A 26,042-nucleotide genomic window follows, 5' to 3' on the forward strand; every position below is an offset into this window, starting at 1 on the left:
TGGCTGGGACCCTCTCGGGTCCTCTTCAAATTCCGTATTCCAGTATCCGGTTTTCAAGGTCCCCCGCCTCGTCTCCGAGGGGGTGCCGCGTCAAGCGGCGAGGATGTATATTACGCCCGTCCCCCGGGCGGCGCAAGCCCCTTTTTCCTGCTCCACGATTCCTTCACAAACGGGGCAGAAGCCCCGTAAGGGGAGGGAGGGCGAGCCCCGTTTCCCTCCATGCGGGCGCAGGAGAGGCGCCGCGGGCGGAGCCTCTCCCTCTTGTCGCGGAGGCCCGCGAAACGCCCCCGCCTATGGAATGCATGACGGCGCGCGGTGCATGCATCTATTGCATATACCTATATATAGATAAGGAATGCGCTGCGGAATAAGCTGCAGCGAATGCATTTCTATATAGAAAGAAAGGTGCAAAGGGAACACGGAGGATTAGCGGTTGGTTGGCTGGCTGGGCCGCTGTCGTGCCAGCCAGCCAACCGGCCTATGCGAGCACTTCGGGATTCAGGCAATCGACGGGATGCCTTCCCGCCAACAGGTCGAGGACCGCTCGACACGCCCGCGTGCGCAGCTCGACGCCGCTCTCCTCGGACCAATACGCCGCATGCGGCGTAAGCACGGTATGCGGCGCGGTCAGAATGGGGTCGTCGGAAGCGAGCGGCTCGCCTTCGAACACATCGAGGCCCGCGCCCCAAAGCCTTCCTTCGCGCAGCGCGCACGCAAGGGCCTCGGTGTCGACGGCGGCTCCGCGCGCCGTGTTGACCACGATCGCGCCCGGCTTCATCGTTGCGATGGCGGCGGCGTCGATCAGATGGAAGGTATCATCGGTCAGGGCCGTATGCAGGCTGATCACGTCGCTCGTCGCGATGAGCTCAGAAAGCGGCAGCACTTCGAATCCGTCGGGCGAGCGCCTTTCGCCCCGAAGCGAGCGCGACCAGCACACCGTCTCGAAACCGAGACCCGCCGCCTTGCGCGCTGCGGCCGAGCCGATCGCGCCCATGCCGACGACGCCGAACCTGCGCCCATTGCACTGCCCCAACGGGCGAGTGGTGGAATAATCCCACTGCCCACGACGCAACGCGGCATCTTGTTCATTGATGCGGCGCAAACACGCCAGCGCCAGCGCGATGGCATGATCGCTTACCACCTCGGTCCCATAACCGGGAACGTTGCAGACCGCCACGCCATGCTCGGTGGCTGCGCGCACGTCGATTTCGTCATAGCCTGTTCCCGTGCGGCTCACGATGCGCAGCGTCGGAGCCAGCGCCTCGAACACCTCGCGCGTGAAAACGCCATACGACGAGATGACGGCATCGGCGCCGCGCGCATGCTCGACGATGAACTCGGGCGTACGTCCTTCGCACACCGTCAGCTCATGCCCTTCCCCTTCGCACAGAGCACGCTCCGTTTCGATATCGGGGAAATCGAACCCGACGATAGCTATCCTGGCCATATCGCTCCTTCCTGACGCGGCCGAGCATGCGGCGCGGCGCCCCTAGAACACGCCCCGAAGGGCATACCATCCGTTTCGCTCTTCGACATGCAGCGGCACCTCGAAAAGCCCCGACATGATGCCGTCGGTCAGAAGGTTTTCCTTAGGGCCGTCGGCGACGACGGCCGCGTCCTTGACAAGGACGACGCGCCCGACCGCGGGCACGATGTCTTCAGGATAATGCGTGACCAGCACGATCGAACGGCCTTCGTCCGCAAGCGAGCGCATAGCGCCGCGAATCCGATACATGCCCTCGGGATCGAGGCCCGTGCACGGCTCGTCGAATACGAGCACCTGCGGGTCGTGCACCAGTTCGCGCGCGACCAACACGCGTCTGACCTGGCCCGTCGAAAGGGTCAAGACGTCGCGCGACGCAAACTCGGCCATGCCGAGCCTCGCAAGCGCCTCGCGCGCCTTATCTCGCATATCCTCGCTCGCCTGCACGCCGCGCGGCAAGCCGAGCGTTCCGAAGAACCCGCCGCACACGATGTCAATGGCGGGAAGATGCACGCCTATCTGCGCATGCATCGATGCGCTCACCACGCCGAAGCAGGCTTTGACATCGGCGAGCGTCGGGCGCTCGTTGCCGCGAAACACCACCGGCGCCCGGTCGCGGTACAGCGGCATGACCTCGCGTGTCAAAAGCTTGATGAAGGTCGATTTGCCCGCGCCGTTCGGGCCGAGCAGCGCCACATGTTCCCCTTCGGCAAGCACGAAATCATCCACATGCAGAATGACAGATCCCGCGCGCATCACCGTGGCGTCATGAAGCTCGAACAGCAGCGAACGGTCGACCGCGGCGGCGCAGCGGCCGGCTTCGGAATCGCACGGACCCATGGCTACGCGCCGACGACAGCGATGACTTCGACCTCGACGAGCGCGCCCTTGGGAAGCTTATCGACGGCAACCGCCGAGCGGGCGGGAAGATGGCCGGAGAACGAACGCGCGTACACCTCGTTGAACGCCGCGAAATCGTCCATATCGTCCAGGAAGCAGGTGGTTTTCACCACGTGGTCGAAATCGGTTCCCGCAGCTTCGAGCAACGCGCCGACATTCTTCATGACCTGGGCCACTTGCTCTTCGATCGTCGCGCCGACAAGCGCGCCCGTCTGCGGGTCGAGCGCGATCTGGCCCGACGCGAACAAAAGGTCGCCGACGATGTTGCCCTGCACGTACGGCCCGATGGCCGCAGGCGCCTTATCGGTTGCAATGGTCTTCATGATTGCTCCTTTCGAGAAAGAGACGGCCTCGAGTCGCTTCTGCTGCCGGACGCTTTGTTACAAGACCCGAAAGTTTCGCACGCGACGTGATAATCCCCTGCCATTCGGCCGTCTGAATGGCTATACTACTTTACTACACTAAATCGTTAAAGCAGCGAAGAGGAACCGCCCATGCTCACGTTGGACACATTCGAAGAGGCCGCCGCGAAAGTTCGCGAGGTCACTCTGAAAACCGAACTCGTCGAGAGCCCGCATTTCAGCGCGCAGACCGGCAATAAAGTATTCTTCAAGCCCGAGAACATGCAACGCACCGGAGCCTACAAAGTCCGTGGAGCATATTATAAGATCAGCACCTTGACCGACGAGGAGCGCGCTCGCGGATTGATTACCGCTTCGGCGGGCAACCACGCCCAAGGCGTCGCCTTCGCCGCCTCGCGCTGCGGCGTGAAATCGGTAGTCGTCATGCCCACCACCACCCCGCTCATCAAAGTCGAACGCACGAAGCATTACGGCGCCGAAGTGGTGCTGCACGGCGACGTCTACGACGAAGCCTGCGAAAAGGCCCTTCAGCTGGCCGAAGAAGAAGGCTACACCTTCATCCATCCATTCAACGACCCCGCCGTGGCCACCGGCCAGGGCACGATCGCCATGGAAATCGTGCAGGAGCTGCCTCTGGTCGACACCATTTTGGTTCCGATCGGCGGCGGCGGATTGGCGACGGGCGTGTCCACGCTGGCCAAGCTGCTCAACCCCCACATCAAGGTCATCGGCGTCGAACCCGCCAATGCGGCGTGCATGAAGGCGTCGCTGAAGGCGGGCCACGTGGTGAAGCTGCCCCACGTGAGCACCATCGCCGACGGCACCGCAGTCCAGCAGCCCGGCGACAAGATCTTCCCCTACATCCAAGAAAACATCGATGACATCATTACGATCGACGACGACGAGCTGATCGTGGCCTTCCTCGACATGGTCGAGAACCATAAGATGGTCGTCGAGAACTCGGGGCTGCTGACCGTGGCGGCACTCAAGCACCTGCCTGCCGAGAACAAGAAGGTCGTCGCCATCCTGTCGGGCGGCAACATGGACGTCATCACCATGTCGTCGGTCATCCAGCACGGTCTGATCATGCGTGACCGCGTGTTCACCGTGTCGGTGCTTCTGCCCGACCGCCCGGGCGAATTGGTGCGCGTGGCCAGCATCATCGCCGAGAACAGCGGCAACGTCATCAGGCTCGACCACAACCAGTTCGTCAGCACGAATCGTAACGCCGCCGTGGAGCTGCGCGTCACGATCGAAGCGTTCGGAACCGACCACAAGCATCAGATCGTCAACGCCCTGCAGTCGGGCGGCTTCAAGCCCAAGCTTATCCAGGCGCACCTTTAGGGGTCGCCGCCGCGGCGCCTACGGGTCTGCGCCTTATAAATCCATCGTCTCATCTCGGGGCGGGCTTCGCGCCCGCATCGGCTCCTCGTGCGGAAGACGACCGGATTAACGCGAGGCAGCCTTTCTTCCGGCACACCGTTCGCACCATGCGAATCGGCCTTCACGAAAGGTGGCTCCCATGACCTCAGGAATGCCCGACCACGTCAAATACATGCGCGGATACCACATGCCGCCCGAGCCCTGCTTCGACTGGGTGCGCAAGGAATACATCGACGCCGCGCCGAAATGGTGCAGCGTCGACCTGCGCGACGGCAACCAGGCGCTCGTGATCCCCATGAGCCTCGATGAGAAGCTCGAATTCTTCAAGAAGCTCGTCGGCCTGGGCTTCAAGGAAATCGAAATCGGCTTTCCCGCCGCGAGCGAGACCGAATTCGAGTTGGCGCGCACGCTGATCGAAAACGACATGATCCCCGAAGACGTGACCATCCAGGTGCTCACCCAGGCGCGCGAGCACATCATCAAGAAAACCTTCGACGCCCTGGAGGGCTGCACCACCCCGGTCATCATCCACGTCTACAACTCCACGAGCGTCGCCCAGCGCGAGCAGGTGTTTAAAAAAGACAAAGAGCAAATCAAACGGATCGCCGTCGAAGGCGCGAAGCTGCTCAAAGAGCTCACCGAATCGGCAGGCCGCGACAACTACCGCTTCGAATACAGCCCCGAAAGCTTCACGGGCACCGAGCCCGAGTACGCGTTGGAAGTCTGCAACGCCGTCCTGGACGTATGGCAGCCCACGCCCGAGCACAAGGCCGTCATCAATCTGCCCGCCACCGTCGAAATGAGCTCGCCGCACGTCTACGCGAGCCAGGTCGAATACATGAGCAAGAACCTGCGCTACCGCGAGGCCGTGGAAGTGAGCCTGCATCCGCACAACGACCGCGGCACGGGCGTCGCCTGCGCCGAGCTGGGCGTTTTGGCGGGTGCCGACCGCGTCGAAGGCACCCTGTTCGGCAACGGCGAGCGCACGGGCAACGTCGACCTGGTCACCATGGCGGGCAATCTGTTCTCGCACGGCGTCGACCCCCTGCTCGACTTCAGCGACATGCCGAGCATCGTGGAAATGTACGAGCGCGTAACGCGCATGGAAGTGAACCCGCGCTCCCCCTACGCCGGCCAGCTGGTGTTCGCGGCCTTCTCGGGCAGCCACCAAGACGCCATCGCCAAGGGCCTGGCCTGGCGCGACGAGCACGACCCCGAGCATTGGACCTGCCCGTATCTGCCCATCGACCCGGCCGACGTGGGACGCCGCTACGAAACCGACGTCATCCGCATCAACAGCCAAAGCGGCAAGGGCGGCATCGGCTACATCCTGGAGAAGAATTACGGCTACGTGCTGCCCCCCAAGATGCGCGAAGAGCTCAGTTACGCGTCGAAGGACGTCTCCGACCACGCGCATAAAGAACTCGCTCCCGAAGAGGTCAACGCGGTGTTCCACGACACGTTCGTCAACCATGACGGACGCCTGCAGCTGCTCGATTTCCACTTCGCGCCCGCATCCGACAACGCGTCGTTCAAGGCGTTTCTGACCGTGAAGCTCGACGGCGTGGAGCAAGACGCGGCGGGCAACGGCAACGGTCGCCTCGATGCGGTATGCGACGCGCTGGCCAAGCTGGGCGTGAAAGCGCGCATAGCCACCTACAGCGAGCACGCGCTCGAGCGCGGATCCGACAGCCGCGCCGCAGCCTATGTGGGCATCGACGGCGCCGACGGCGGCATCGTCTGGGGCGCAGGCGAGCACCACGACATCATCACCGCCTCGATCCTGGGCCTGATTTCGGCCGTCAACAGGGCACAGGCGTAATCGCGAAAAGCAGGAACGGGCGAAGCGGGCGCATCGAAGCGCGTTCGGACGGCGAAAGCGCAGGCGCGCAGACGCCCCGAGCGCGACCGGGCGCAACAGCGGCGCGCAGGGCGCGGCTGCGCCCGAATGCAGACCGCTTCGCCCTCGACAGAACGGCAGGTTCACCATGGGCATGACCATGACCCAGAAAATCCTGGCAGCGCACGCCGGTCTCGATTCCGTCGTGCCGGGCCAGCTGATCGAGGCCGACATCGACCTGGCCTTGGCAAACGACATCACCGGCCCGGTGGCGATCCGCGAGCTTGCCAAAGCCGGCATGGACAAAGTATTCGACCGCGAGAAAGTGGCCCTGGTGATGGACCACTTCACCCCGAACAAAGACATCAAGAGCGCCGAGCAGTGCAAAGAATGCCGCGAGTTCGCGAAGAAGCACGACCTGACGAACTTCTTCGACGTGGGCAACATGGGCATCGAGCACGCGCTGCTGCCCGAGCAAGGCATCGTGGCCGCGGGCGATCTGGTGATCGGCGCCGACAGCCACACCTGCACCTACGGCGCGCTGAGCGCGTTTTCCACCGGCGTGGGCTCGACCGACGTGGCGGCGGGCATGGCCACGGGCAAGGCGTGGTTCCGCGTTCCTTCGGCCATCAAGTTCGACCTGACCGGATCTTTGGCCCCGTGGGTTTCGGGCAAAGACGTGATCTTGCACATCATCGGTATGATCGGCGTGGACGGCGCGCTGTATCAGAGCATGGAATTCGCAGGCGACGGCGTGGCGAGCCTGTCGATGGACGACCGCTTCGCCATCTGCAACATGGCCATCGAAGCGGGCGCCAAAAACGGCATCTTCCCCGTCGACGACGCCACGCGCGCCTACATGAAAGACCGCGCGCGCCACGAACCCGTCGAATTCGCCGCCGACGAAGACGCGGCCTACGAGCGCGTGATCGCCATCGACCTGAGCGCGATCCAGCCCACGGTGGCCGCGCCCCATCTGCCCGAGAACACCAAACCGGTCGGCGAGCTGGCGGGCATTCCCGTGCAGCAGAGCGTGATCGGCAGCTGCACGAACGGCCGCATCGAAGACATGCGCGCCGCGGCCGAAATCATGCGCGGCCGCCACGTGGCCGACGGCGTGCGCACGATCGTGATCCCCGCCACGCAGGAAGTCTATCTACAGTGCATCCGCGAAGGCCTGGCCGAAATCTTCATCGAAGCGGGCGCCATCATGTCCACCCCGACCTGCGGCCCCTGCCTGGGCGGCCACATGGGCATCCTGGCCGCAGGCGAGCGCGCGATCGCCACGACGAACCGCAACTTCGTCGGCCGCATGGGCCATGTGGACTCCGAGGTATACCTGGCCAGCCCCGCCGTGGCCGCGGCAAGCGCCGTGACGGGCGTCATCTGCGACCCCGCCTCCCTGTAACATCGCCGATACCGGCGCGCCGCCGCGATGCGACGCGGCGGCGCGCCCTCGACGCTTTCGCACCGTCGGAAAGGACCCTCTCATGAACATGCACGCCCAAGGCGCCGCATTCAAATACGGCGACAACGTCGATACCGACGTCATCATTCCCGCCCGCTACCTCAACATCGCCGACCCGCAGGAGCTGGCGAGCCATGCCATGGAAGACATCGACGCCGACTTCGTGAAGAACGTGAAGCCGGGCGACATCATGGTGGCCGAAAAGAACTTCGGCTGCGGATCGTCGCGCGAGCACGCCCCGCGCGTCATCAAAGACAACGGCGTGGCCTGCGTGATCGCCGCCAGCTTCGCGCGCATCTTCTACCGCAACGCCATCAATATCGGCCTGCCCATCTTGGAATGCGCCGAAGCCGCCGCGGCGATCGAGGCGGGCGATGAAGTGGCCGTCGATTTCGGCACTGGCGAAATCCGAGACATCACAACGGGCGAAACCTTCCAGGCCCTGCCCTTCCCCGAGTTCATCCAAGGAATCATCGACAACGAAGGGTTGTTGAACAGCCTTAAGGCTCGCGGGGTTTAGCTGGGCGGCGGCGGGGCCGGGGGCATGCCGTGCTCAAACAGTCCCGGGCTCGCTCGAAAGCCGCATAATGTGGCTTTCGGCTCGTGCGGAACTGCGCGCGGCACGCCGCCGGCCCCCTGGGAATTTTCCCCTCCCATCCCCATTCGCCGAACACGAAATACGACGCTTGAACCGCTCGCTCTTCGGCGGCGGATCGACAGAAGGAGACAGCTATGAAATTCGACATCGCCGTGATGAAAGGCGACGGAATAGGACCGGAAATCGTCGACGAGGCGCTGAAATGCCTCGATAAGGTGGGCGAGAAATTCGGCCATGAGTTCGTGTACGACGAGGTGCTCATCGGCGGCGCGGCGATCGATGCGGCCGGCACTCCGCTGCCGCAAGAAACGATCGACGCCTGCCTGGCCTCCGACAGCGTGATCCTGGGCGCCGTAGGCGGGCCGAAATGGGACGGCCTGCCCTCCGAGAAGCGCCCCGAAAAAGGCCTGCTCGGCATTCGCAAGGCGCTAGGCCTGTTCGTCAATCTGCGGCCGGCGAAGCTCTATGCGCCCTTGGCCGACGCCTGCCCGCTCAAGCCTGAGCGCATCGCCGACGGGCTCGACCTCATGGTGTGCCGCGAGCTGACGGGCGACGTGTATTTCGGCGCGAAGCATCGCGACGAAGACGGCACGGGGCACGACGACATGAACTACTCCATCGCCGAGGTGGAGCGCATCGCGCATCGCGCCTTCCAGATGGCCCGCCAGCGCCGCAACCACGTGACCAGCGTCGATAAAGCAAACGTGCTTGAAACCAGCCGCGTGTGGCGCGAAACCGTCGAACGCGTGGCGGCCGACTACCCCGATGTGGCCGTCGACTATATGTATGTAGACAACGCCGCCATGCAGCTGGTCACCAACCCCGGGCAGTTCGACGTGATGCTCACGGGCAACCTGTTCGGCGACATCCTCTCCGACGAGGCGAGCTGCATCACGGGCTCGATCGGCATGCTGCCCTCCGCCTCGATCGGCGAGACGAACCTGGGCATGTACGAGCCCATCCACGGCAGCGCGCCCGACATCGCAGGCAAAAACATCGCGAACCCCATCGCCACCGTCCTTTCCGTAGCCATGATGCTGCGCTACAGCTTCGATCTGGCCTCCGAGGCCGATGCCGTCGAAGCCGCAGTGAACAGCGTGCTCGAGGCGGGGCATCGCACGGGCGACATCGCGAAAACCGGCGAAAGGGCGCTTTCCTGCTCCGAAATGGGCGACCTGATCGCCGCCGCCATCTAAGGGCCCACAGAGCCTGGAAACGCGACGGCACGCACGAACGAAGCGGCATTTCCAGGCGCACGGCGGCCTTGAGAACGCGAGCCGCCGAAAATAAGGAAACCCGCCTGGCAAACGGGTGGAATACGGCGTTTCGTCGTGTTACATTTTCCGCGAAAAGCGCATCTCCGAAAAGAAGGGAGCTTTCATGAAATACGAGAACATCCTGGTTCCTTACGACGGATCGGATTCCTCCAAGAAGGCTTTGTCGACGGCGCTCGAATACGTCGACCTGGGCATCGGCGGCAAGACGACCGCCTTCTTCGCCGCGCCCGTCCCCCAGTTCGAAACGCAGGACTTCAAGATCGCCGAGCACATCAGCGGGTCGAGGCCGCTCAGCGCCGCCGAAGCCGCCGAGATGCAGGAGCGCTATCTGCAGTTCCACCGCGAGCAGCTGGAAAGCGAGCTGGGCGAATTCGTCCAGATGGCAGGAGACTCCCTCGATTTCGCCATCGGCCAGGGCAAGCCCAGCAAGGCGATCCTCGAATACGCGCACAGCCATCGCGTCGACTTGATCGTCATGGGTTCGCGCGGCCTGAACGCCGTGGCCGGCATGCTGGGCTCGGTCAGCTACGCGGTTCTGCGCAACGCCGAATGCCCCGTCATGATCGAACGCTAACAGCCTTATCGAGCGCACCTGTCGCACGATCGCGACCTCTTGAAAGCCGCCGAGCCGCCCGCCGCCTCGGCGGCTTTTCTGCGTCGAAGCGGCATGACGGGCGGCGCAAGCGCCCCGCGCCCGCGAATACATACGGAAGCGATATGCATAATACCTGGTCTTCGCCTTGTTCTTGGCAATCGGAAGCCGTGCTGAGCCCATTTCGTCGCCGAATGGGTCTTTTGGGGCTAAAAATATAACTTTATTGCATATATTTTCAATTTGATTCACTTTTGAAAAATCATGGGATTCGAAGGAAGCCTGACGGTGATACTATTATCATCGCAGGTGAACGGCGTGTTTTATCGATATTCCGTGAAATGGCACTCTTTGCGTGGTATGCTGGTCAACAGTTCTAAAACCCAGTTCAAATATATTTTTTACTTCGCGTAAGGAGCGACCCATGTTCTACAGGGACGATAAAGTGGTGTATGCAAATTACGGCGTATGCACCGTATCGGAAACCGATGCCCGCATGTCGATGGGCGGCGTCGAGCGCACGTACTACGTGCTGCTGCCGACGCGCGACCGCGGAGGCACGGTCTATGTGCCGGCCGACCACGAAGAGCTGATGCGCCCCATCATGAACCGCTCCGAAGCGATCGAGCTGGTCGAACACTACGACGACATCGAGACGGACGACTTCGCCGACAGCAATTCGCGCACGGTGGAAGACCATTTCAAAAAGCTGCTGCGCCGCTGCGACTGCGCCACCGCCGTGTGCGTGGTCAAAACCATGAAAGCGCGCATCACCGAGCAGGAAAGCCGCAAGCACCTTCCTTCTTCGATGTACACCCGCCTGCTCGACCAGGCCGAGCACCAGGCCGCAAGCGAGCTTTCCGCCGCGCTGGACATCGCCGAAGCCGACGTGCCCGCCTATATCGAGAAGCATCGAATCGCCCGATTCTAAGCCCTCGTCCCGCGACTCCGGACGTCTCGCGACGAAGATGCCGACCGATAACGTATGTTAAATAAGCGTTAATCGAGTGTGCATGATGAAAATAAATCATCGCCGAGCACGTCATGACGCTACACTGCACCTGTATGAAATACGTACCCGAAAGTACGTACCGACAAAGCCAATAGCATAGGAAGGACCCTCATGGCTAACGAACTCGTGTACTCCGGCAAGACCAAGGACGTCTTCGCCCTCGAAAACGGCAACTATCTGCTGAAGTTCAAGGATGACTGCACGGGCAAAGACGGTGTTTTCGATCCGGGCGAGAATTCCGTCGGTCTGACCATCGAGGGCGTGGGCGACGTGAACCTGCGCATGTCCATCTACTTCTTCGAGAAGATCAACGCCGCCGGCATCAAGACCCACTACGTGAACGCCGACCTCGAGAACACCACCATGGAGGTTCTGCCTGCCAAGGTGTTCGGCGAGGGCCTCGAGGTCATCTGCCGCCACAAGGCCGTGGGCTCGTTCTACCGCCGCTATAAGCAGTACGTCGAAGAAGGCGCCGACCTGCCCGCCTACGTCGAGACCACCTTCAAGAACGACGAGCTGGGCGACCCGCTGGTCACCAAGGACGGCCTGGTGGTCCTGGGCGTCATGACCGCCGAGCAGTACGACCAGCTCAAGGACATGACCCAGAAGATCACCCAGATCGTCGCCGACGACCTGAAGGAGAAGGGCCTCGTGCTCTACGACATCAAGTTCGAGTTCGGCTACGACGCCAACGGCGACGTCATCCTGATCGACGAGATCGCCTCCGGCAACATGCGCGTCTACAAAGACGGCGAGTACATCGACCCGATGACGCTCTCCGAGCTGTTCTTCGCCTAAGCGAAACCGCATCTCGAAAACAGCGAAGCCCGTTCCGTCATGGAGCGGGCTTCGTTTTTTCACGCGTGCCGCGCATCCGTATTCGACTGAATAAGCGCCCCGGACGCATTTTTGTCCTCTAAGCCACGCGTGCTGCCTGTGCACGAAAAAACGGGCGGCCGAAACGGAGAACCTCCGCCTCGGCCGCCCGCTCAGGCCATGGGATTCGATCGCGCCGCGAAACGCCTACGCGCGCAGCGTCACGCCATCGGGAAGCTCGATGCTCGCAAGATCGAACTCGTCTTCTTCGGGCTTCTCCTCCACCGCAGGCGCCTCCTCGACTGCGGGAGCGGCGAATGCGGCGTCGAAGGCATCGAGATGCGTGCGCGGCACGGCGAACACCACGCGGCCGATCACGCCTGGATGCGCTTCGATCCATGCCTTGAACAGACCGATGACCTGCGACGGATCGTAACCGAGACGTCCGCAGGCGAAGGCGTTGCACACAAGCGTCTCGCACTCGTTGGCGGCGGCGATGCGCATAATCGCCTCGATGCGGCCGACAAGCGCCGCGTCGCATTCGCGCTCGCTGCGGTGGTTCTCGAGCGCTTTGACACGCATGGGCTCGGCCACCGCCATCACGTCGGCCGTGCGCATGGAGCCGTCGTGCGGAAACACCACGCCCGGCATGTATGCCACGCGGTCGGTGAACAGGCCGCCGCGGCGATAATCGCGGTTCCGGCCGTGATAGACGTCCTCGATGCCGCACAGAATCTGATAGAGATTGCTTTCCGAGCACAGGATCTGCTCGGGGCCGAACGCGCCGTCTTCGTAAGCGCCGCCCGGACGGGCGAACGACGCCGGATCCACCACGACGGTCTTGCCGGACGCATGGCGGTACATGGCCATGGGCTCGAACGCGCCGGTCACGATGGTCTCAGTGGCGTCGAACGACGGCTCGGGCACCGGCAGCTCGCGGCCCTGGCCCTCTTCGTAGATGACGGTCGCCTCGACGGACGCCTGCGTCTCCTCGCCCAAAGCGCCCTTCATCAACGCGCTGTGCTTGGAAGCCTCGATCTTGCGCTCTTCGCGATCGGCCATATATCCTCCTCTTCGCTTTCCCAACTTCGCAATCCATAATAGCGAACGAAATAGAAGACCACGACGGTACGCATCGGCAAAAGCCGCTCGTCTTAACCAGAAATATACGTTTTGCAGATCGCCGCCACGGGCGAATGCACTCCGTCCTCATTGACGGCCCTCACCATCATTGCAACATCACCGGGCTCCAAAGGCGTCCACGAAAACGACCACGTGGTGATTTTACCCGGTACCGACTGGGGAGTTTCGTAAAAGCTCCACGATACGCCGCCGTCGACGGAAAACTCAATGCCCGAGATCGCTCTGTCGAAATCATCCGCCCATCCCTCTATTCTCGACGGAAGCCCCACGCACCCCTCGCAATCGCATACCGCCGAAACGTTGGGCCTGTTCTGGTAATCACGACCATCATCGACGAAATCGGGCAAAACCGGCTCTTCCTGCTCTGACAAGAACTCGATTCGCACAATATCCCTCAAAAAGTACTTTGCTGGCAGACCTGGAATCCAGAGCTGGTTCGCGCCGCCCATCACGCCCGCAACGTCTTCCCCGTTGACCTTGTTGACGACAATGGCCCCGCGCTCGATCAGCATCTTGAGAGAGAACCTCTCTTCTCGCCCGTCCGCACAGGTGAACAAGACAACGTTTTTCTTCATCCGAATCCTCCTCATCAAGGCCCCCTGCATAAAAGGCCGCGACCCGAAGCCGGGCCACGGCCTTGTGAGAGACCCGGGATATTCCCCGGGTCGCATCGGTTTTCGACGCCACAATTTAGTCGACAACCCAGCCTTCGGGCACAACGGCGTTATCGTGGCATTTCGCGCAAAACATAACCGAAGCCCTATGGGCCTTATGGCATTCACTACATTGCAGTTCTCCGTGCTGCGTCGAATCATGGGGATTGATTTCGTATTCGTCGGTCTTTGAAACAAGGCCTTCGCGGCCATATCCATGGCAATCCTCATTCATACAGAATGAATCGGAAGGCCCTCCCCTCGCCTCGACAAGGTCTTCCAGAGAGGTCTCGTCGAGCGGGAATTTGTAATTGCCTGCAATCCAGCCGACGCCTTCGGCGATCTGCTCGGTCAGCGTAGGCACGTGACATTCAAGACACGTGGTGCCACTGGCCTGCCTATGCGATACCGCAAGCATCGATGACGTGTTTTCAACCGTCTCGCCATACTTGTCGACACCTCCAACGCCGGGCTCTTGCTCGTATGTCGCCAGATATCCATCCATGGGAACATGGCATATTGCCGCGCAGAAATTCGGCTGTTCATGCCAAGCCCAAAGACCCGACCCCGCTGCAATCGCAACAACGACCGCGACGATGATCGCAACACCCATCTTCCTAGAAACAGGCCTCTTTCCGCCTTCAACATAGTCGCAAGAAGCATCGACCGATGTGTTCGTTTTCCCTTCAGCCATCATCGCTCCTTCGTAAATCCAGACTGCTGCATCCTGGATTCAAACAAGGTGTTCGCCTATTCGACACCCATCATGACGGCCATGGACTTAATGCTCATTCCGGAGACCTCAGCATTGGCAACCGCCCCACCTCCAGCAATGTTGGACGAACAGGCGCATCCAACGATCTTGGTCGAAGGCTTGCCGTCAAGCATGTCTTCTATACAGGCGATCATCTCAGCCGAACCGTTTTTCACGATCGTCTTCAAGCCCATATGCGACAGGTCATACGCAGGAAGCGATGCGCACACGGCCGAAGATGCCTTGGCGAATACACCCCTGATGGCCTCATTTGCCGTAATGGCATCCTGAGTGTACGAAAATTCTCCCTGCACGATCGCCGCGGCAGATTCGGATTGCTTGCTGGATTCCTCCCACATGGAGCAATCCGCCGTAGGTTCGACGTCGACCGGCGACTCGGCAAGTGCGGGCGCCACAGCGATACCGCCCAACAAGATAGCCGACCCGATGACGGAACCCGTCATTTTAACAACGCTCATGATTTCACCTCTATTCGGTCACCTTGACGATGACGTTCGCGCATTCATCCGGGAACCCAGCAGCATCGGTGGTTTCAAGCGCGGGATCGAGGTTGTCGATCGCCTTCACCTTGAGCACGTACGTGCCTGCTTTCTCGGGAGTCCATGTTCCTTCGAACGTCAGCCAAACAGCAGGGTCGTGGTCGGCAGGAACATCGATGGTGTTCCAGGTGTGACCGTAGTCCGCGCTGAAGGCGACCTGGGAAACCTTGTGTCCCTTTGCCATGTGCTCGTACACATAGCCCTTCAGATCGACCGTCTCTCCGACCTTGAACTCTGCGCCGTCTTCTAGATACATCCAACCGGCGGTCTTATCGGCAGAATTAGTCGCGCCAGGAAGCCAGTTGTCGGCAAAACCCTCGGCGCTGTCATTGAAGTGCAAGCCGGTGACGTACTTGGGCATGTATGCGCCGCCGACGCCGGGATGCAGAAGAACGAGCGGATAGCCCTGAGCCTCGGTGAGCTGCTCATCGTTGTACTCATATGCGAGAATCGCCTCGTCTTCGAGCATGGTTTCGACATCAAAACTGAAGCCGAAGCAATTCCAGCCGTCGTACGTATCCGCCTGAACAGCCTTCATGCCGTCTTCAAGCCCGCCACATGCGTCGATGAAGTCCTTGAAGGAAACGCCCTTGGCAACCCATGTGGAAATCAACGGGCCGTTGTTGATGTTGCCGTCGCAATTCTGCGTGAGCAACTTCTCGGTGGTAGGCAAGGCTTTGATTTCGTCAAGCGTCCAGACATTTTTGCCCTTGACGCCCGAAACCTCGACGGTCCAGTTGGCGATTTCCTCTTCAGTGTATTCGGGCAAGCCCAGATTCACGGCATGGAAGAAATACGGGGTTCCGTCTTCGAACGTCGAAATGGGCTGATCGAAAGCAATGTCCTGGAGAACGAACGAATCGTCCCAGACGACGTCGGCAAGGTTGCTGTTGCCGATGCCGATGCTATCCATCTTCATGGAAATCTCCTTGCGGATATCGGCATAGCCGCTAATCTCAGCCTGATACTTGTAATCGTCCCAAAGAACCATATCACCAGCAAGGTTGTGAGCATGGCAGCTCATGCAGTTGCCGTTGTCTTTGAATTCCTGGGAAGACATATGTATCGAGTGGAGCGAGTCCTTGAGATTGGGGCCCGTCGCCATCATGTCGAAGCCGAAGTGGCAAACGGTGCAGTCGCGATACGTGTAATCCTTGCCGTAGCCAGGCTGCCCGACGACATGCACGTAATCGCCCGCGGTCAAATTATGAATGGTCTGGTACATGCTCTCATGGCACGAACCGCATCCGCGGTTTCCTGCGTTGAGAATCTCACGGTTATACCACGTGTCGGTAAAGACGCCCGCATCATTGACCGTGAAGTCCTTCGCGTTCACCGCAGAGAACTCGCTGCCGTCCTGCTGCGTCACCTCCTGCTTGCCGTCCTTTTGAACGACCTCGTTTTCCTGTGGGGCACATGCGGCCAGGCACAGCGCGAAAGCAATCGCCATGACACACGAAACAACGATTACAAGACGCAAGGTGCGTGACTTGTGGCTTGCGGTTTTGCCGCCCTTATCGCTCATACCCTTCCCCTCCTTTCCTTTTCCAGAGGCTCGTTTCCTTTTCCCCGATCGAGCCCGATAATTCGAGTTTAGCGAAATCACCCGTTTCCGAATCGTCATGCATTGGGTATACGTGCAGGTTTCCTTCGTTTAAAAAATCGAACGAAATCCCTAGTGAAAGCCAATTTACCCAAAGATTGACTAGGCGATTATCCATAGGGCGGCATATCATCGATAAACCCGCCTGACGTCGAAGGAGCCCGCGTTGAGCAAAGACTTCTCTTTCCTGAAATCCCTACCGGCCCACGCGATGCCTCTCCTCGTCGCGATGTGTTTGTACGTCGTGTGGTTCGGCTCGATCCACGATACCTATCCGTGGCTCGTCGCCCTCGATTCGTACTCCTCGAAAGCAGACGGCCTTCTCTATTCGCAACTCGTCTGCCTTGCTCGCCCCGCAGGATTTGTCATAGGAGCACTTGCCGCCATAGCCTCTATGAATCGTAGCGGCTCGCTTTTCACCACCAGAAGCATCCGTGCGATCTTCCTCCTCCAGCTCGTCGCGCATGTGGTTTCATGGCTGGGGATTTGCCTGTTCGACGCCCGCTGGACCATTGCGTTTGCCGTGCAGTTCTCAACCTCGTTCTGCACATCCATCCTAGCGTGCCTCTTTTTAAGGAAGATCGAACCCTTCGGATACGAGTTCGGGGCAAGCGCCATCGTATGCTGCGTTCTCGTCGCCTCGCTTGCCGTATTCGTCGAAAAGAGCGTCCCCGCCCACACCACGTCGATGCTCGCCCTCGCCATTCGGGGCTGCATCCTTTGCATTCCGCTGGTCGCAAGCTTCACAATCATCGAAAGATCAGCCCTATCGAACGCAGAAATGAGAAAGAACCCGGCGCCCGAGAGGCGCCTGCATGCGAAATTCCCGCTTCCCCTTGCATCGCATCTCGTCCTTTACGGATTCGTATTCGGCATGCTCCATATGATCGGCGGCGTCGTCGAAAGCTGGTCGACCGCCGATTTCGCCTTTGCGCTTTTCGCATCGGTGACCATATGCGTCGCCTTCTCGCATCTATTCATGAAAAAAGGACGACGCTGGAAGGTATGGGAGACAATTCGAGCCGTTGTCTTTCCTTTGACGATAATAGGATTTCTGCTCGTTCCCGCATCATTGAGCAGCAACGCGGCTTCAACGGCCATATCTTCAGCCGAGCTGCTTTACGATATGGTATTCGTCCACGCATGTCTCATCCTCATGCGCATCAGTTCGGCCCGGCCCTTTGCAATCGTTGCCAAGGGAATTCTCCTGAAAAACATCGGAGCATTCCTCGGGGGTCTCTTCTCCATAACAGGACTTGAAGGAGGCCGCCTTCTCGTTGGCGCCATGCATCTCAACATGGCCGTTCTTGTCGTAGGGCTTCTTGCCGTAGCCACGTTCTGGGTCGGCTCCGACCAAGACATCGACAAGGTATGGGGTCTCCGCAAAAAACTGGACCCTAAATACCTCTACGACAAATCGCTTCGCCAGCGATGCGAGACCGCATCCGAGCAGTACGGGCTCACTCCGCGAGAAAGCGGAATCTTACTTGCCTTATCTCAAGGAAAAACTCCCTCCGCCATCGCGGAAGAGCTCGTCATATCGGTCCACACCGTAAGAGCACACATCCGCAGCATCCATACCAAGCTCGAGGTCCATTCCTTGCCTGAAATCGAAGCGAAGCTAAAGAGCATAAAAATAGACGAAAGACAGCTTTGGAAATAAAGCAGCTCCTATAGATTCCCCGTTGTATGCAAGAAATGCGCACGATGCGCAGGCATAGGCTTTATGATAGGTTTGATACGCGTTTTCACCCCGCGGCGGCTCGATCGGCCGATCGCAGGCGCGCGGGACGACGCAACCGACCGACTTCTACCAAGACTCCCGGGAAGGTAGGAAACCCATGGTTTCTCGCATCTATGTTGAGAAGAAGCCCGGCTTCGACGTCGAGGCGCAGCAGCTTTTGCACGAGCTGCGCGGCACCCTCGGCATCGACGGCCTGAAGGGCATCCGTCTCATCAACCGCTACGACGTGGAGGGCGCCAGCGACGAGCTGTTCCAGCAGTGCGTGCCCACCGTGTTCAGCGAGCCCCAATCTGACGACGCTTTCGCCGAGCTGCCCGTCGAGGACGGCGCCGTGGTCTTTGCCGTGGAGCCTCTGCCCGGCCAGTTCGACCAGCGCGCGGCATCGGCCAGCGAGTGCATCCAGCTGATCAGCCAGGGCGAGCGCCCCGAGGTGGCCAGTGCCAAGGTGTACATGCTGGAAGGCGAGCTGTCCCAGGCCGACGTGGACGCCATCAAGCACTACGTCATCAACCCCATCGAGGCGCGCGAGGCGTCGCTCGAGGCGCGCGACACGCTGAAGATGGCCCAGCCCACCCCCGGCGCCGTCGAGGTCATCGACGGCTTCCGCGCGCTCGACGAGGCCGGCCTTGCCGCCTTCATCGCCGAGCGCGGCCTGGCCATGGACGAGGCCGACATCGCCTTCTGCCAGAAGTACTTCGCCGAAGACGAGCAGCGCGACCCCACCATCACCGAAATCAAGATGATCGACACGTACTGGTCCGACCACTGCCGCCACACCACGTTCGGCACCGTGCTCGAGAACGTGCAGATCGACGACGAGGCCGTGAAGGCCGCCTTCGAGCAGTACCTGGCCATGCGCCACGAGCTCGGCCGCGATGAGAAGCCCGTCTGCCTCATGGACATGGGCACCATCGGCGCGAAGTGGCTTAAGGCCAAGGGCATCCTGAAAAACCTCGACGAGTCCGAGGAAATCAACGCCTGCACCGTCAAGATCAAGTGCGACGTGAACGGCGAGGAGCAGGACTGGCTCTATCTGTTCAAGAACGAAACGCACAACCACCCCACCGAGATCGAGCCCTTCGGCGGCGCGGCCACCTGCGTGGGCGGCGCGATCCGCGACCCCTTGTCGGGCCGCAGCTACGTCTATCAGGCCATGCGCCTGACCGGCGCGGCCGACCCCACGGCCCCCGTGTCCGAGACCCTCGAAGGCAAGCTTCCGCAGCGCAAGCTGGTCACCACCGCCGCTGCGGGCTATTCCTCCTACGGCAATCAGATCGGCCTTGCAACGGGCCAGGTCAACGAGCTGTATCATCCGGGCTACGCCGCCAAGCGCATGGAAATCGGCGCTGTGGTGGGCGCCACCCCGGCCGACCACGTGCGCCGCGAGACTCCCGCTCCGGGCGACGTGGTGGTCCTGCTGGGCGGCCGCACCGGCCGCGACGGCATCGGCGGCGCGACGGGCTCTTCCAAGGCCCACAACCTGGACAGCATCGAGACCTGCGGCGCCGAGGTGCAGAAGGGCAACGCTCCCGTCGAGCGTAAGATCCAGCGCCTGTTCCGCCGCAAGGACGCTTGCGAAATGATCAAGCGCTGCAACGACTTCGGCGCGGGCGGCGTGTCCGTCGCCGTGGGCGAGCTGGCCGACGGCCTGTCCATCGACCTCAACCGCATCCCCAAGAAGTACGACGGCCTGGACGGCACCGAGCTGGCCATCTCCGAGAGCCAGGAGCGCATGGCTGTGGCGCTGGCGGCCGAAGACGTCGAGAAGTTCATCGAGCTGGCCCATGAGGAAAACCTCGAGGCCACCCCGATCGCCGAGGTCACCGAAGAGGCGCGCGTTCGCATGAACTGGAACGGCGACGACATCGTGGACATCAGCCGCGACTTCCTGGCATCCAACGGCGCGCCCAAGCACCAGGACGTCCACATCGAAAAGGGCGGCAGCTACGTGCCCGAATGGAAGGGCGACACCCTGGCCGAGCGCATGCGCGGCCTGGTGGGCGACCTGAACGTGTGCTCCAACAAGGGCCTTTCCGAGCGCTTCGACTCCACCATCGGCGCGGCCACCGTGCTCATGCCCTTCGGCGGCAAGAACCAGCTCACCCCCGCCATGGCCATGGCGGCCAAGCTTCCCGTCGACGGCGAGACCACCACGTGCTCGGGCATGGCCTGGGGCTTCAACCCCTACCTGTCCTCCGCCAACCAGTTCGAGGGCGCCTATGTGGCCGTCGTCGAAAGCGTGGCGAAGCTCGTGGCCGCCGGCTTCGAGCGTGAGAACGCCTACCTCACCTTCCAGGAATACTTCGAGCGCCTGCGCGACGAGGCGCAGCGCTGGGGCAAGCCCGCAGCGGCTGTTCTGGGCGCGCTGAAGGCCCAGGTCGAACTGGGCGTGGGCGCCATCGGCGGCAAGGACTCCATGTCCGGCAGCTTCGAGAGCCTCGACGTTCCTCCCACGCTGGTCAGCTTCGCGACCGCCGTGGGCCAGGTCGACCGCGTCACCTCGCCCGAGTTCAAGAAGGCGGGCAGCCGCGTCGTGCTGATCGAGCCCGCTTACAAGCAGGGCACCGCCATGCCTGAGGCCGAGGGCTTCCTCGACGCCGTCGATGTGGTCGAAGGCCTCGTCGACGAGGGCAAGGCGCTCGCCATTTCCACGCCCGGCTTCGGCGGCCTTGCCGAGGCGCTGTTCAAGATGTGCGTCGGCAACGGCATCGGCATCGAGCTCGACGAGAACCTCGCGGCCGATTCGCTATTCGAGCTGAACTACGGCGCCTTCGTCGTCGAGCTTGCCGACGACGCCGAGCTTCCCGAAGACGGCGAGCTGCTTTCCGTCATGGAAATCGGCCGCACCACCGAGGAATACGCGTTCGTCGCCGCAGGCGAGACCCTCGACATGGCCGAGCTCCAGGAAGCCTGGGAGAGCGGCATCGAGGGCGTGTTCCCGTACCGCAGCACCGAGGCCGAGCGCGCAGCCGCGCCGAAGGTCGAGGCCGTCAGCTACGCCGACGCCCTGCCCCTGACCTACTGCGGCGCCATCGCCAAGCCGCGCGTGATCATTCCGGTGTTCCCCGGCACGAACTGCGAGTTCGACACCGCGCACGCCTTCGAGCGCGCCGGCGCCGTGGCCCAGACGCTCGTGATCAACAACCTCACCCCCGCCGCGGTCGCCGAAAGCACCAAGGCCCTGGTCGAGGCCATTCGCAACAGCCAGATCGTCATGCTGCCCGGCGGCTTCTCCGGCGGCGACGAGCCCGACGGCTCCGCGAAGTTCATCACCGCGTTCTTCCGCGCCCCCGAGGTCACCGAGGCCGTACGCGACCTGCTGCAGAACCGCGACGGCCTGATGCTGGGCATCTGCAACGGCTTCCAGGCGCTCGTGAAGCTGGGCCTGGTTCCCTACGGCGACATTCGCCCGATGGATGCCGACTGCCCCACGCTGACCTTCAACGAGATCGGCCGTCACCAGAGCCGCCTCGTGCGCACCCGCGTGGCGTCCAACCTCTCGCCTTGGTTCAGCAAGTGCGAAGTGGGCGACGTTCACACCGTGGCCATCAGCCACGGCGAGGGCCGCTTCGTCGCCAGCCCCGAGCTTGCGGCCGAGCTTGCCAAGAACGGCCAGATCGCCACGCAGTACGTCGACGAGGCCGGCATGCCCTCCATGGACCTGAGCGTGAACCCCAACGGTTCCATCATGGCCATCGAAGGCATCACCAGCCCGGACGGCCGCGTCCTGGGCAAGATGGGCCACACCGAGCGCAACGGCTACGGCCTGTACAAAAACGTTCCCGGCGACACGTTCCAGCCCCTCATCGAGGGCGGCGTGAGCTACTTCACCGAGTAGCGCGTACACAGCGAGCGCCGCACGCGCGCTTCTGAAACGACGAAGGCCTGCGACACATCGATGTCGCAGGCCTTTTCTGCATAAAGAGCCGGTCAAGAGGGCCGACGGAACCGACGCGCCCGGAACGCGACGAGGCGCCGCGCGCGACCTAGCGCCTGATCTGCGAGCGGACGAACGCCGCCACTTCGTCTGCCGCGCGGCCCGCCTCGGCGATCAGGGCGTCGGACTCTTCCTCCAGCGCACACGCCGCGGCTTCGTCGTCCATGAGGCTCGTGTTGATGTACACGTTGAGCGAAGCGGCCTCGAGCGCCGCTTTCGCGAGCACGGCCGCAGCGCCCGCATCGGAAAGCGCCAGATGCGATCCGTTGTGCGCCATGTAGGTATCGATTTCCACCACGCGGGCGCACGCGCGCATGATGCGCAAGGGCACATCGCACGCCGCATGAAGCGCCTGCTGCTCCGCAGCGTGGCGGACGGCCTGTTCATCTTCGGTTTCCCTGGGCATCTTCCACGTGGCGGCCAAAGCCGCGAACGCCTCGGCGTCGGCGTCGATCAACGCCAGCAGTTCCGCACGGCATGCCTCGAAGTCGGCCAGGGCCTCTTTCAGCTCGGCGTCGCGGTCGAGGAACTTCTTCTTTCCGATGGTCAAATGGGCAACCATAGAACCGAGGGCCGCCGCGAGCGCGCCCGCCATAGCCGAAGCGCCGCCGCCGCCCGGCGTGGGCGCCTTGCTGGCAAGCGCGTCGGTAAACGTCGTATCAACCATGTATCTCTCCTTCTGCATCGGAACTTCCCCTTTTCCAACGAATCCATGCGTCTCAGGCCGATTTTTTCGAGGATTGGCACGAAAACGGGACGAAAACGCGCGTTATGCGCCCTTTGAAAGCGACAACGCTCGCGTTTGACCAGCTCAGCGAAAACCGTACAGGCGGGGCGCACGCGTTTTCGTGCCAAAACGACGATTTTTCGACTTGAGAGGGCGATTTTTTCCAAAAAACAAGGGGCTCGCCGCAGCGAACCCCTTGCGCACGATCGAAATGCCGCTTCGCGCCGCGGCCGGAGCCATCGAAGGCCGCATGCCCGATCGTTCGAAACGACCGGCGCCCGAAGCGCTCGGACGGATCTTCGCGGCCGCACTTCGAAGCGGCCCCGCGGCGCGGCGCCCTGACGCGAGGGCGGACCCCCGCATGCGGCGCCGGCCCATCCTAGAACAGGCCCGTGATGCGGCCGGTCTCGTCGACGTCGATGTTTTCGGCCGCAGGCTTCTTAGGCAGACCGGGCATGGTCATGATATTGCCCGTGAGCGCCACCACGAAGCCGGCGCCTGCGGAAACCTTGACGTTGCGCACCGTGATGCGGAAGCCGCGCGGAGCGCCCAGCTTGGTCTGGTCGTCGGAGAAGCTGTACTGGGTCTTCGCCATGCAGACGGGCATGGAGCCGAAGCCCAGGTCCTCGAGCTGCCTGATCTCCTTCTTCGCGGCGGGCGTGAAGTCGACGCCGTCGGCATGATAGATGCGCTTGGCGATGGCCTCGATTTTCTCGGCCAGGCCGGCCTCGTCCTCATAGCAGAACTCGAACTCGTTGGGCTCTTCGCACAGGCGGACCACCTCTTCGGCCAGGGCCTTGCCGCCCTCGCCGCCCTTGGCCCACACCTCGGACAGGGCCACGTTCACGCCGAGTTCCTTGCACTTGGCCTCGACCAGGTCGAGCTCGGCCTCGGTGTCGGTCGGGAAGGCGTTGATGGCCACGACGCAGGGAAGCTTGTAGACCTTGGTGATGTTTTCGACATGCTGCAGCAGATTGGGCAGGCCGGCTTCGAGCGCTTCGAGGTTCTCCTCGTTGAGCTCGGCCTTGGGAACGCCGCCGTGGTTCTTAAGGGCGCGCACCGTGGCAACCACGACCACCGCGTCGGGCTTGAGGCCCGCAAGGCGGCACTTGATGTCGAGGAACTTCTCGGCGCCCAGGTCGGCGCCGAAGCCCGCCTCGGTGATGCAGTAATCGCCCAGCGCCATGGCCATGTTGGTGGCCATGATGGAGTTGCAACCGTGTGCAATGTTGGCGAAGGGACCGCCATGCACGAACGCGGGCGTGCCTTCGAGGGTCTGCACCAGGTTGGGCTTGAGGGCGTCCTTGAGCAGCGCGCACATGGCGCCCTGGGCGTTGAGCTGGCCGGCGGTGATGGGCTGGTCGTCGCGCGTGTAGCCCACGACGATGCGGGCCAGGCGCTCTTTGAGGTCGGTGATGCTGGTGGCCAGGCAGAAGATGGCCATGATCTCGGAGGCCACGGTGATGTCGAAGCCGTCCTCGCGCGGCACGCCGCACACCTTGCCGCCGATGCCGCACACGATGTTGCGCAGCTGGCGGTCGTTCATGTCGACCACGCGCTTCCAGGTGATGCGGCGCACGTCGAAGCCGAGCGCGTTGCCCTGGTGGATATGGTTGTCGATCATCGCGGCCAGCAGGTTGTTCGCCGCGCCGATGGCATGGAAGTCGCCCGTGAAGTGCAGGTTGATGTCTTCCATGGGAACGACCTGGGCATAGCCGCCGCCTGCGGCGCCGCCCTTGATGCCGAACACCGGGCCGAGCGAAGGCTCGCGCAGCGCCACGACCACGTTCTTGCCGATCTTGCGCATGCCGTCGGCCAAGCCGACCGTCGTGGTGGTCTTGCCCTCGCCTGCAGGCGTGGGGTTGATGGCGGTCACCAGAACCAGCTTGCCGGGCGTGTGCGGCTCATCGAGCAGCAGGTTGTAGTCGACTTTCGCCTTATGGCTTCCGTAAAGCTCAAGATACTTCTCGGGAACTCCGGCACGCTCGGCGATGGCAGAGATATGCTCGGGGGTCACGGACTGGGCAATTTCAATGTCGGTCAACACGTCGGGCCCTTCCTTTCCTGCTCGATGGGAATTGAAATACCGCCATTCTAACCGCCCGGACGCGTGGAACGGCCGGGCATTGACGAACGCCCCCATCCTCTCCAGAACCGGCACTCCGAACGCCGGCGAACGGCAGGCGGCGAAACGGCAACGCCCATGCAACGCGAAGGCAACTGTTCGGCTACGGCGCGGCGTCTATTCTCCTGCGTGATATGATGAAATCCACCGAATCGATGCGCGAAGCATCGGCGCCCGATGCGCACGGCACGGCATCGGGGCGGCATTCGACGAAAGGAACGACCGTGAACGAAGAAGCAGAATCCATCCTGGTCGTCGACGACGAACAGTCCATCACCGACTTCGTTTCCTACAGCCTCATGAAAGAAGGCTTCAAGGTAGACGTCGCCTCGAACGGCGAAGCGGGCCTCGAGGCGGCCACGCGCAAGCACTACGACCTTTTCGTGCTCGACATCATGCTGCCAGGCATGGACGGCTACGAGCTGTGCCGCCGCTTGCGCGCGCGCACGAGCGCGCCCGTGCTGTTCCTGTCCGCCCGCGACACCGAGCTCGACAAGGTAGTCGGCCTGGAAATCGGCGGCGACGACTACTTGGCCAAGCCCTTCGGCGTGCGCGAGCTGATCGCGCGCGTGCGCGCCCTGCTGCGCCGCGGCTCGATCGACGCCGCGGCCGATTCGAGCATCCTCACCGCGGCGGGCATCACCCTCGACGAAGACCGCCACATCGCCGAAGGCGAAAGCGGCCCAATCGACCTGACCCCGCGCGAATTCGAATTGCTTGCCGCCCTTATGAAGGACGCCGGCAAGGTAGTCACGCGCGAAGACCTGCTGCGCGAGGCCTGGGGCTGGGAATACATCACCGAGACCAAGACCGTCGACACCCATATCAAGCGCCTGCGCGACAAGATATCCGCCGCGGGCTTCGACCCCGGCATCATCGAGACGGTCCGCGGCTACGGCTACCGCCTGCGCGCGTAATTTCGACGGAAGCGCCCGCCATGGGCGCTTCGTCTTTATAGCGGCATGCGAACGAAGCCATGCCGGCCGGCGCGGCCCGACGCATCGGGCCGGACGCGCCGCACGACCCAAATGTACGACCGAGGAACGCCTCCCTTGAAACGACTCC

21 protein-coding genes are annotated in these 26,042 nt (G+C 62.2%); 11 read left to right on the forward strand and 10 right to left on the reverse strand.

Annotated features, from left to right (window positions below; all coding sequences use genetic code 11):
• Positions 1 to 478 precede the first annotated feature (478 nt).
• Genes DMP07_RS06705 through DMP07_RS06715 form a run of 3 tightly spaced genes read right to left on the reverse strand, consistent with a single transcriptional unit; the run spans position 479 to position 2,706 of the window.
• Positions 479 to 1,447, reverse strand: a complete 969-nt coding sequence (locus DMP07_RS06705) for a C-terminal binding protein (protein ID WP_123198386.1) — start codon at positions 1,445 to 1,447, stop codon at positions 479 to 481.
• 42 nt (positions 1,448 to 1,489) lie between these two features.
• Entirely contained in the window at positions 1,490 to 2,323 is an 834-nt protein-coding gene (locus DMP07_RS06710) for an ABC transporter ATP-binding protein (protein WP_123198387.1), read from the reverse strand.
• A gap of 2 nt (positions 2,324 to 2,325) precedes the next feature.
• On the reverse strand, positions 2,326 to 2,706 hold the full coding sequence (locus DMP07_RS06715) for a RidA family protein (protein ID WP_123198388.1): 381 nt from the start codon (positions 2,704 to 2,706) through the stop codon (positions 2,326 to 2,328).
• Positions 2,707 to 2,877: 171 nt separating this feature from the next.
• On the opposite strand from DMP07_RS06715, the gene ilvA reads away from it, so the two are divergent.
• The 8 genes from ilvA to DMP07_RS06755 all read left to right on the forward strand — a co-directional run bounded on the left by ilvA (position 2,878) and on the right by DMP07_RS06755 (position 11,713).
• Positions 2,878 to 4,089, forward strand: coding sequence for a threonine ammonia-lyase (gene ilvA / locus DMP07_RS06720; protein WP_123198389.1), 1,212 nt, complete (start codon positions 2,878 to 2,880; stop codon positions 4,087 to 4,089).
• A gap of 178 nt (positions 4,090 to 4,267) precedes the next feature.
• Positions 4,268 to 5,950: a 2-isopropylmalate synthase gene (locus DMP07_RS06725; RefSeq protein WP_211324534.1), complete on the forward strand. Its 1,683-nt coding sequence runs from the start codon at positions 4,268 to 4,270 to the stop codon at positions 5,948 to 5,950.
• 166 nt (positions 5,951 to 6,116) lie between these two features.
• Entirely contained in the window at positions 6,117 to 7,376 is a 1,260-nt protein-coding gene (gene leuC / locus DMP07_RS06730) for a 3-isopropylmalate dehydratase large subunit (RefSeq protein ID WP_123198391.1), read from the forward strand.
• Between the two features lie 82 nt (positions 7,377 to 7,458).
• On the forward strand, positions 7,459 to 7,956 hold the full coding sequence (locus tag DMP07_RS06735; protein ID WP_425303987.1) for a 3-isopropylmalate dehydratase small subunit: 498 nt from the start codon (positions 7,459 to 7,461) through the stop codon (positions 7,954 to 7,956).
• A gap of 212 nt (positions 7,957 to 8,168) precedes the next feature.
• On the forward strand, positions 8,169 to 9,230 hold the full coding sequence (gene leuB, locus DMP07_RS06740) for a 3-isopropylmalate dehydrogenase (RefSeq protein ID WP_123198392.1): 1,062 nt from the start codon (positions 8,169 to 8,171) through the stop codon (positions 9,228 to 9,230).
• Positions 9,231 to 9,414: 184 nt separating this feature from the next.
• A complete protein-coding gene (locus DMP07_RS06745; protein WP_123198477.1) occupies positions 9,415 to 9,885 on the forward strand; it encodes a universal stress protein in 471 nt (156 codons plus the stop codon).
• A 442-nt stretch (positions 9,886 to 10,327) separates the two neighbouring features.
• The gene (locus DMP07_RS06750) at positions 10,328 to 10,834 is read left to right on the forward strand and encodes a CarD family transcriptional regulator (protein WP_123198393.1); all 507 of its coding nucleotides are present in this window, start codon (positions 10,328 to 10,330) and stop codon (positions 10,832 to 10,834) included.
• A 192-nt stretch (positions 10,835 to 11,026) separates the two neighbouring features.
• A complete protein-coding gene (locus DMP07_RS06755) occupies positions 11,027 to 11,713 on the forward strand; it encodes a phosphoribosylaminoimidazolesuccinocarboxamide synthase (RefSeq protein ID WP_123198394.1) in 687 nt (228 codons plus the stop codon).
• Between the two features lie 225 nt (positions 11,714 to 11,938).
• Here the strand turns inward: DMP07_RS06755 and DMP07_RS06760 are convergent, their stop codons facing one another.
• The 5 genes from DMP07_RS06760 to DMP07_RS06780 all read right to left on the reverse strand — a co-directional run bounded on the left by DMP07_RS06760 (position 11,939) and on the right by DMP07_RS06780 (position 16,291).
• A complete protein-coding gene (locus DMP07_RS06760; protein ID WP_123198395.1) occupies positions 11,939 to 12,793 on the reverse strand; it encodes a TIGR02452 family protein in 855 nt (284 codons plus the stop codon).
• A gap of 92 nt (positions 12,794 to 12,885) precedes the next feature.
• The gene (locus DMP07_RS06765) at positions 12,886 to 13,449 is read right to left on the reverse strand and encodes a molybdopterin-binding protein (RefSeq protein ID WP_123198396.1); all 564 of its coding nucleotides are present in this window, start codon (positions 13,447 to 13,449) and stop codon (positions 12,886 to 12,888) included.
• A gap of 115 nt (positions 13,450 to 13,564) precedes the next feature.
• Complete coding sequence (locus DMP07_RS06770) at positions 13,565 to 14,221, reverse strand: cytochrome c3 family protein (protein WP_244594906.1); 657 nt, start codon at positions 14,219 to 14,221, stop codon at positions 13,565 to 13,567.
• 56 nt (positions 14,222 to 14,277) lie between these two features.
• On the reverse strand, positions 14,278 to 14,760 hold the full coding sequence (locus DMP07_RS06775) for a hypothetical protein (protein ID WP_123198398.1): 483 nt from the start codon (positions 14,758 to 14,760) through the stop codon (positions 14,278 to 14,280).
• 10 nt (positions 14,761 to 14,770) lie between these two features.
• The gene (locus DMP07_RS06780) at positions 14,771 to 16,291 is read right to left on the reverse strand and encodes a molybdopterin-dependent oxidoreductase (protein WP_211324535.1); all 1,521 of its coding nucleotides are present in this window, start codon (positions 16,289 to 16,291) and stop codon (positions 14,771 to 14,773) included.
• Between the two features lie 319 nt (positions 16,292 to 16,610).
• Between DMP07_RS06780 and DMP07_RS06785 the strand changes: the two genes are divergently transcribed.
• The gene (locus tag DMP07_RS06785; protein WP_123198400.1) at positions 16,611 to 18,107 is read left to right on the forward strand and encodes a helix-turn-helix transcriptional regulator; all 1,497 of its coding nucleotides are present in this window, start codon (positions 16,611 to 16,613) and stop codon (positions 18,105 to 18,107) included.
• Positions 18,108 to 18,285: 178 nt separating this feature from the next.
• Entirely contained in the window at positions 18,286 to 22,026 is a 3,741-nt protein-coding gene (locus DMP07_RS06790; RefSeq protein WP_123198401.1) for a phosphoribosylformylglycinamidine synthase, read from the forward strand.
• A 148-nt stretch (positions 22,027 to 22,174) separates the two neighbouring features.
• Here the strand turns inward: DMP07_RS06790 and DMP07_RS06795 are convergent, their stop codons facing one another.
• Both DMP07_RS06795 and DMP07_RS06800 read right to left on the reverse strand, forming a co-directional pair.
• Entirely contained in the window at positions 22,175 to 22,792 is a 618-nt protein-coding gene (locus DMP07_RS06795; protein WP_123198402.1) for a cyclodeaminase/cyclohydrolase family protein, read from the reverse strand.
• Positions 22,793 to 23,231: 439 nt separating this feature from the next.
• Complete coding sequence (locus DMP07_RS06800) at positions 23,232 to 24,899, reverse strand: formate--tetrahydrofolate ligase (protein WP_123198403.1); 1,668 nt, start codon at positions 24,897 to 24,899, stop codon at positions 23,232 to 23,234.
• Positions 24,900 to 25,201: 302 nt separating this feature from the next.
• Here DMP07_RS06800 and DMP07_RS06805 point away from each other — a divergent pair, with 302 nt between their 5' ends.
• A complete protein-coding gene (locus tag DMP07_RS06805; protein ID WP_123198404.1) occupies positions 25,202 to 25,894 on the forward strand; it encodes a response regulator transcription factor in 693 nt (230 codons plus the stop codon).
• Positions 25,895 to 26,042 lie beyond the last annotated feature (148 nt).

Origin of the sequence: Slackia faecicanis (genome assembly GCF_003725295.1) — a bacterium.
Lineage (GTDB): Bacteria > Actinomycetota > Coriobacteriia > Coriobacteriales > Eggerthellaceae > Slackia > Slackia faecicanis.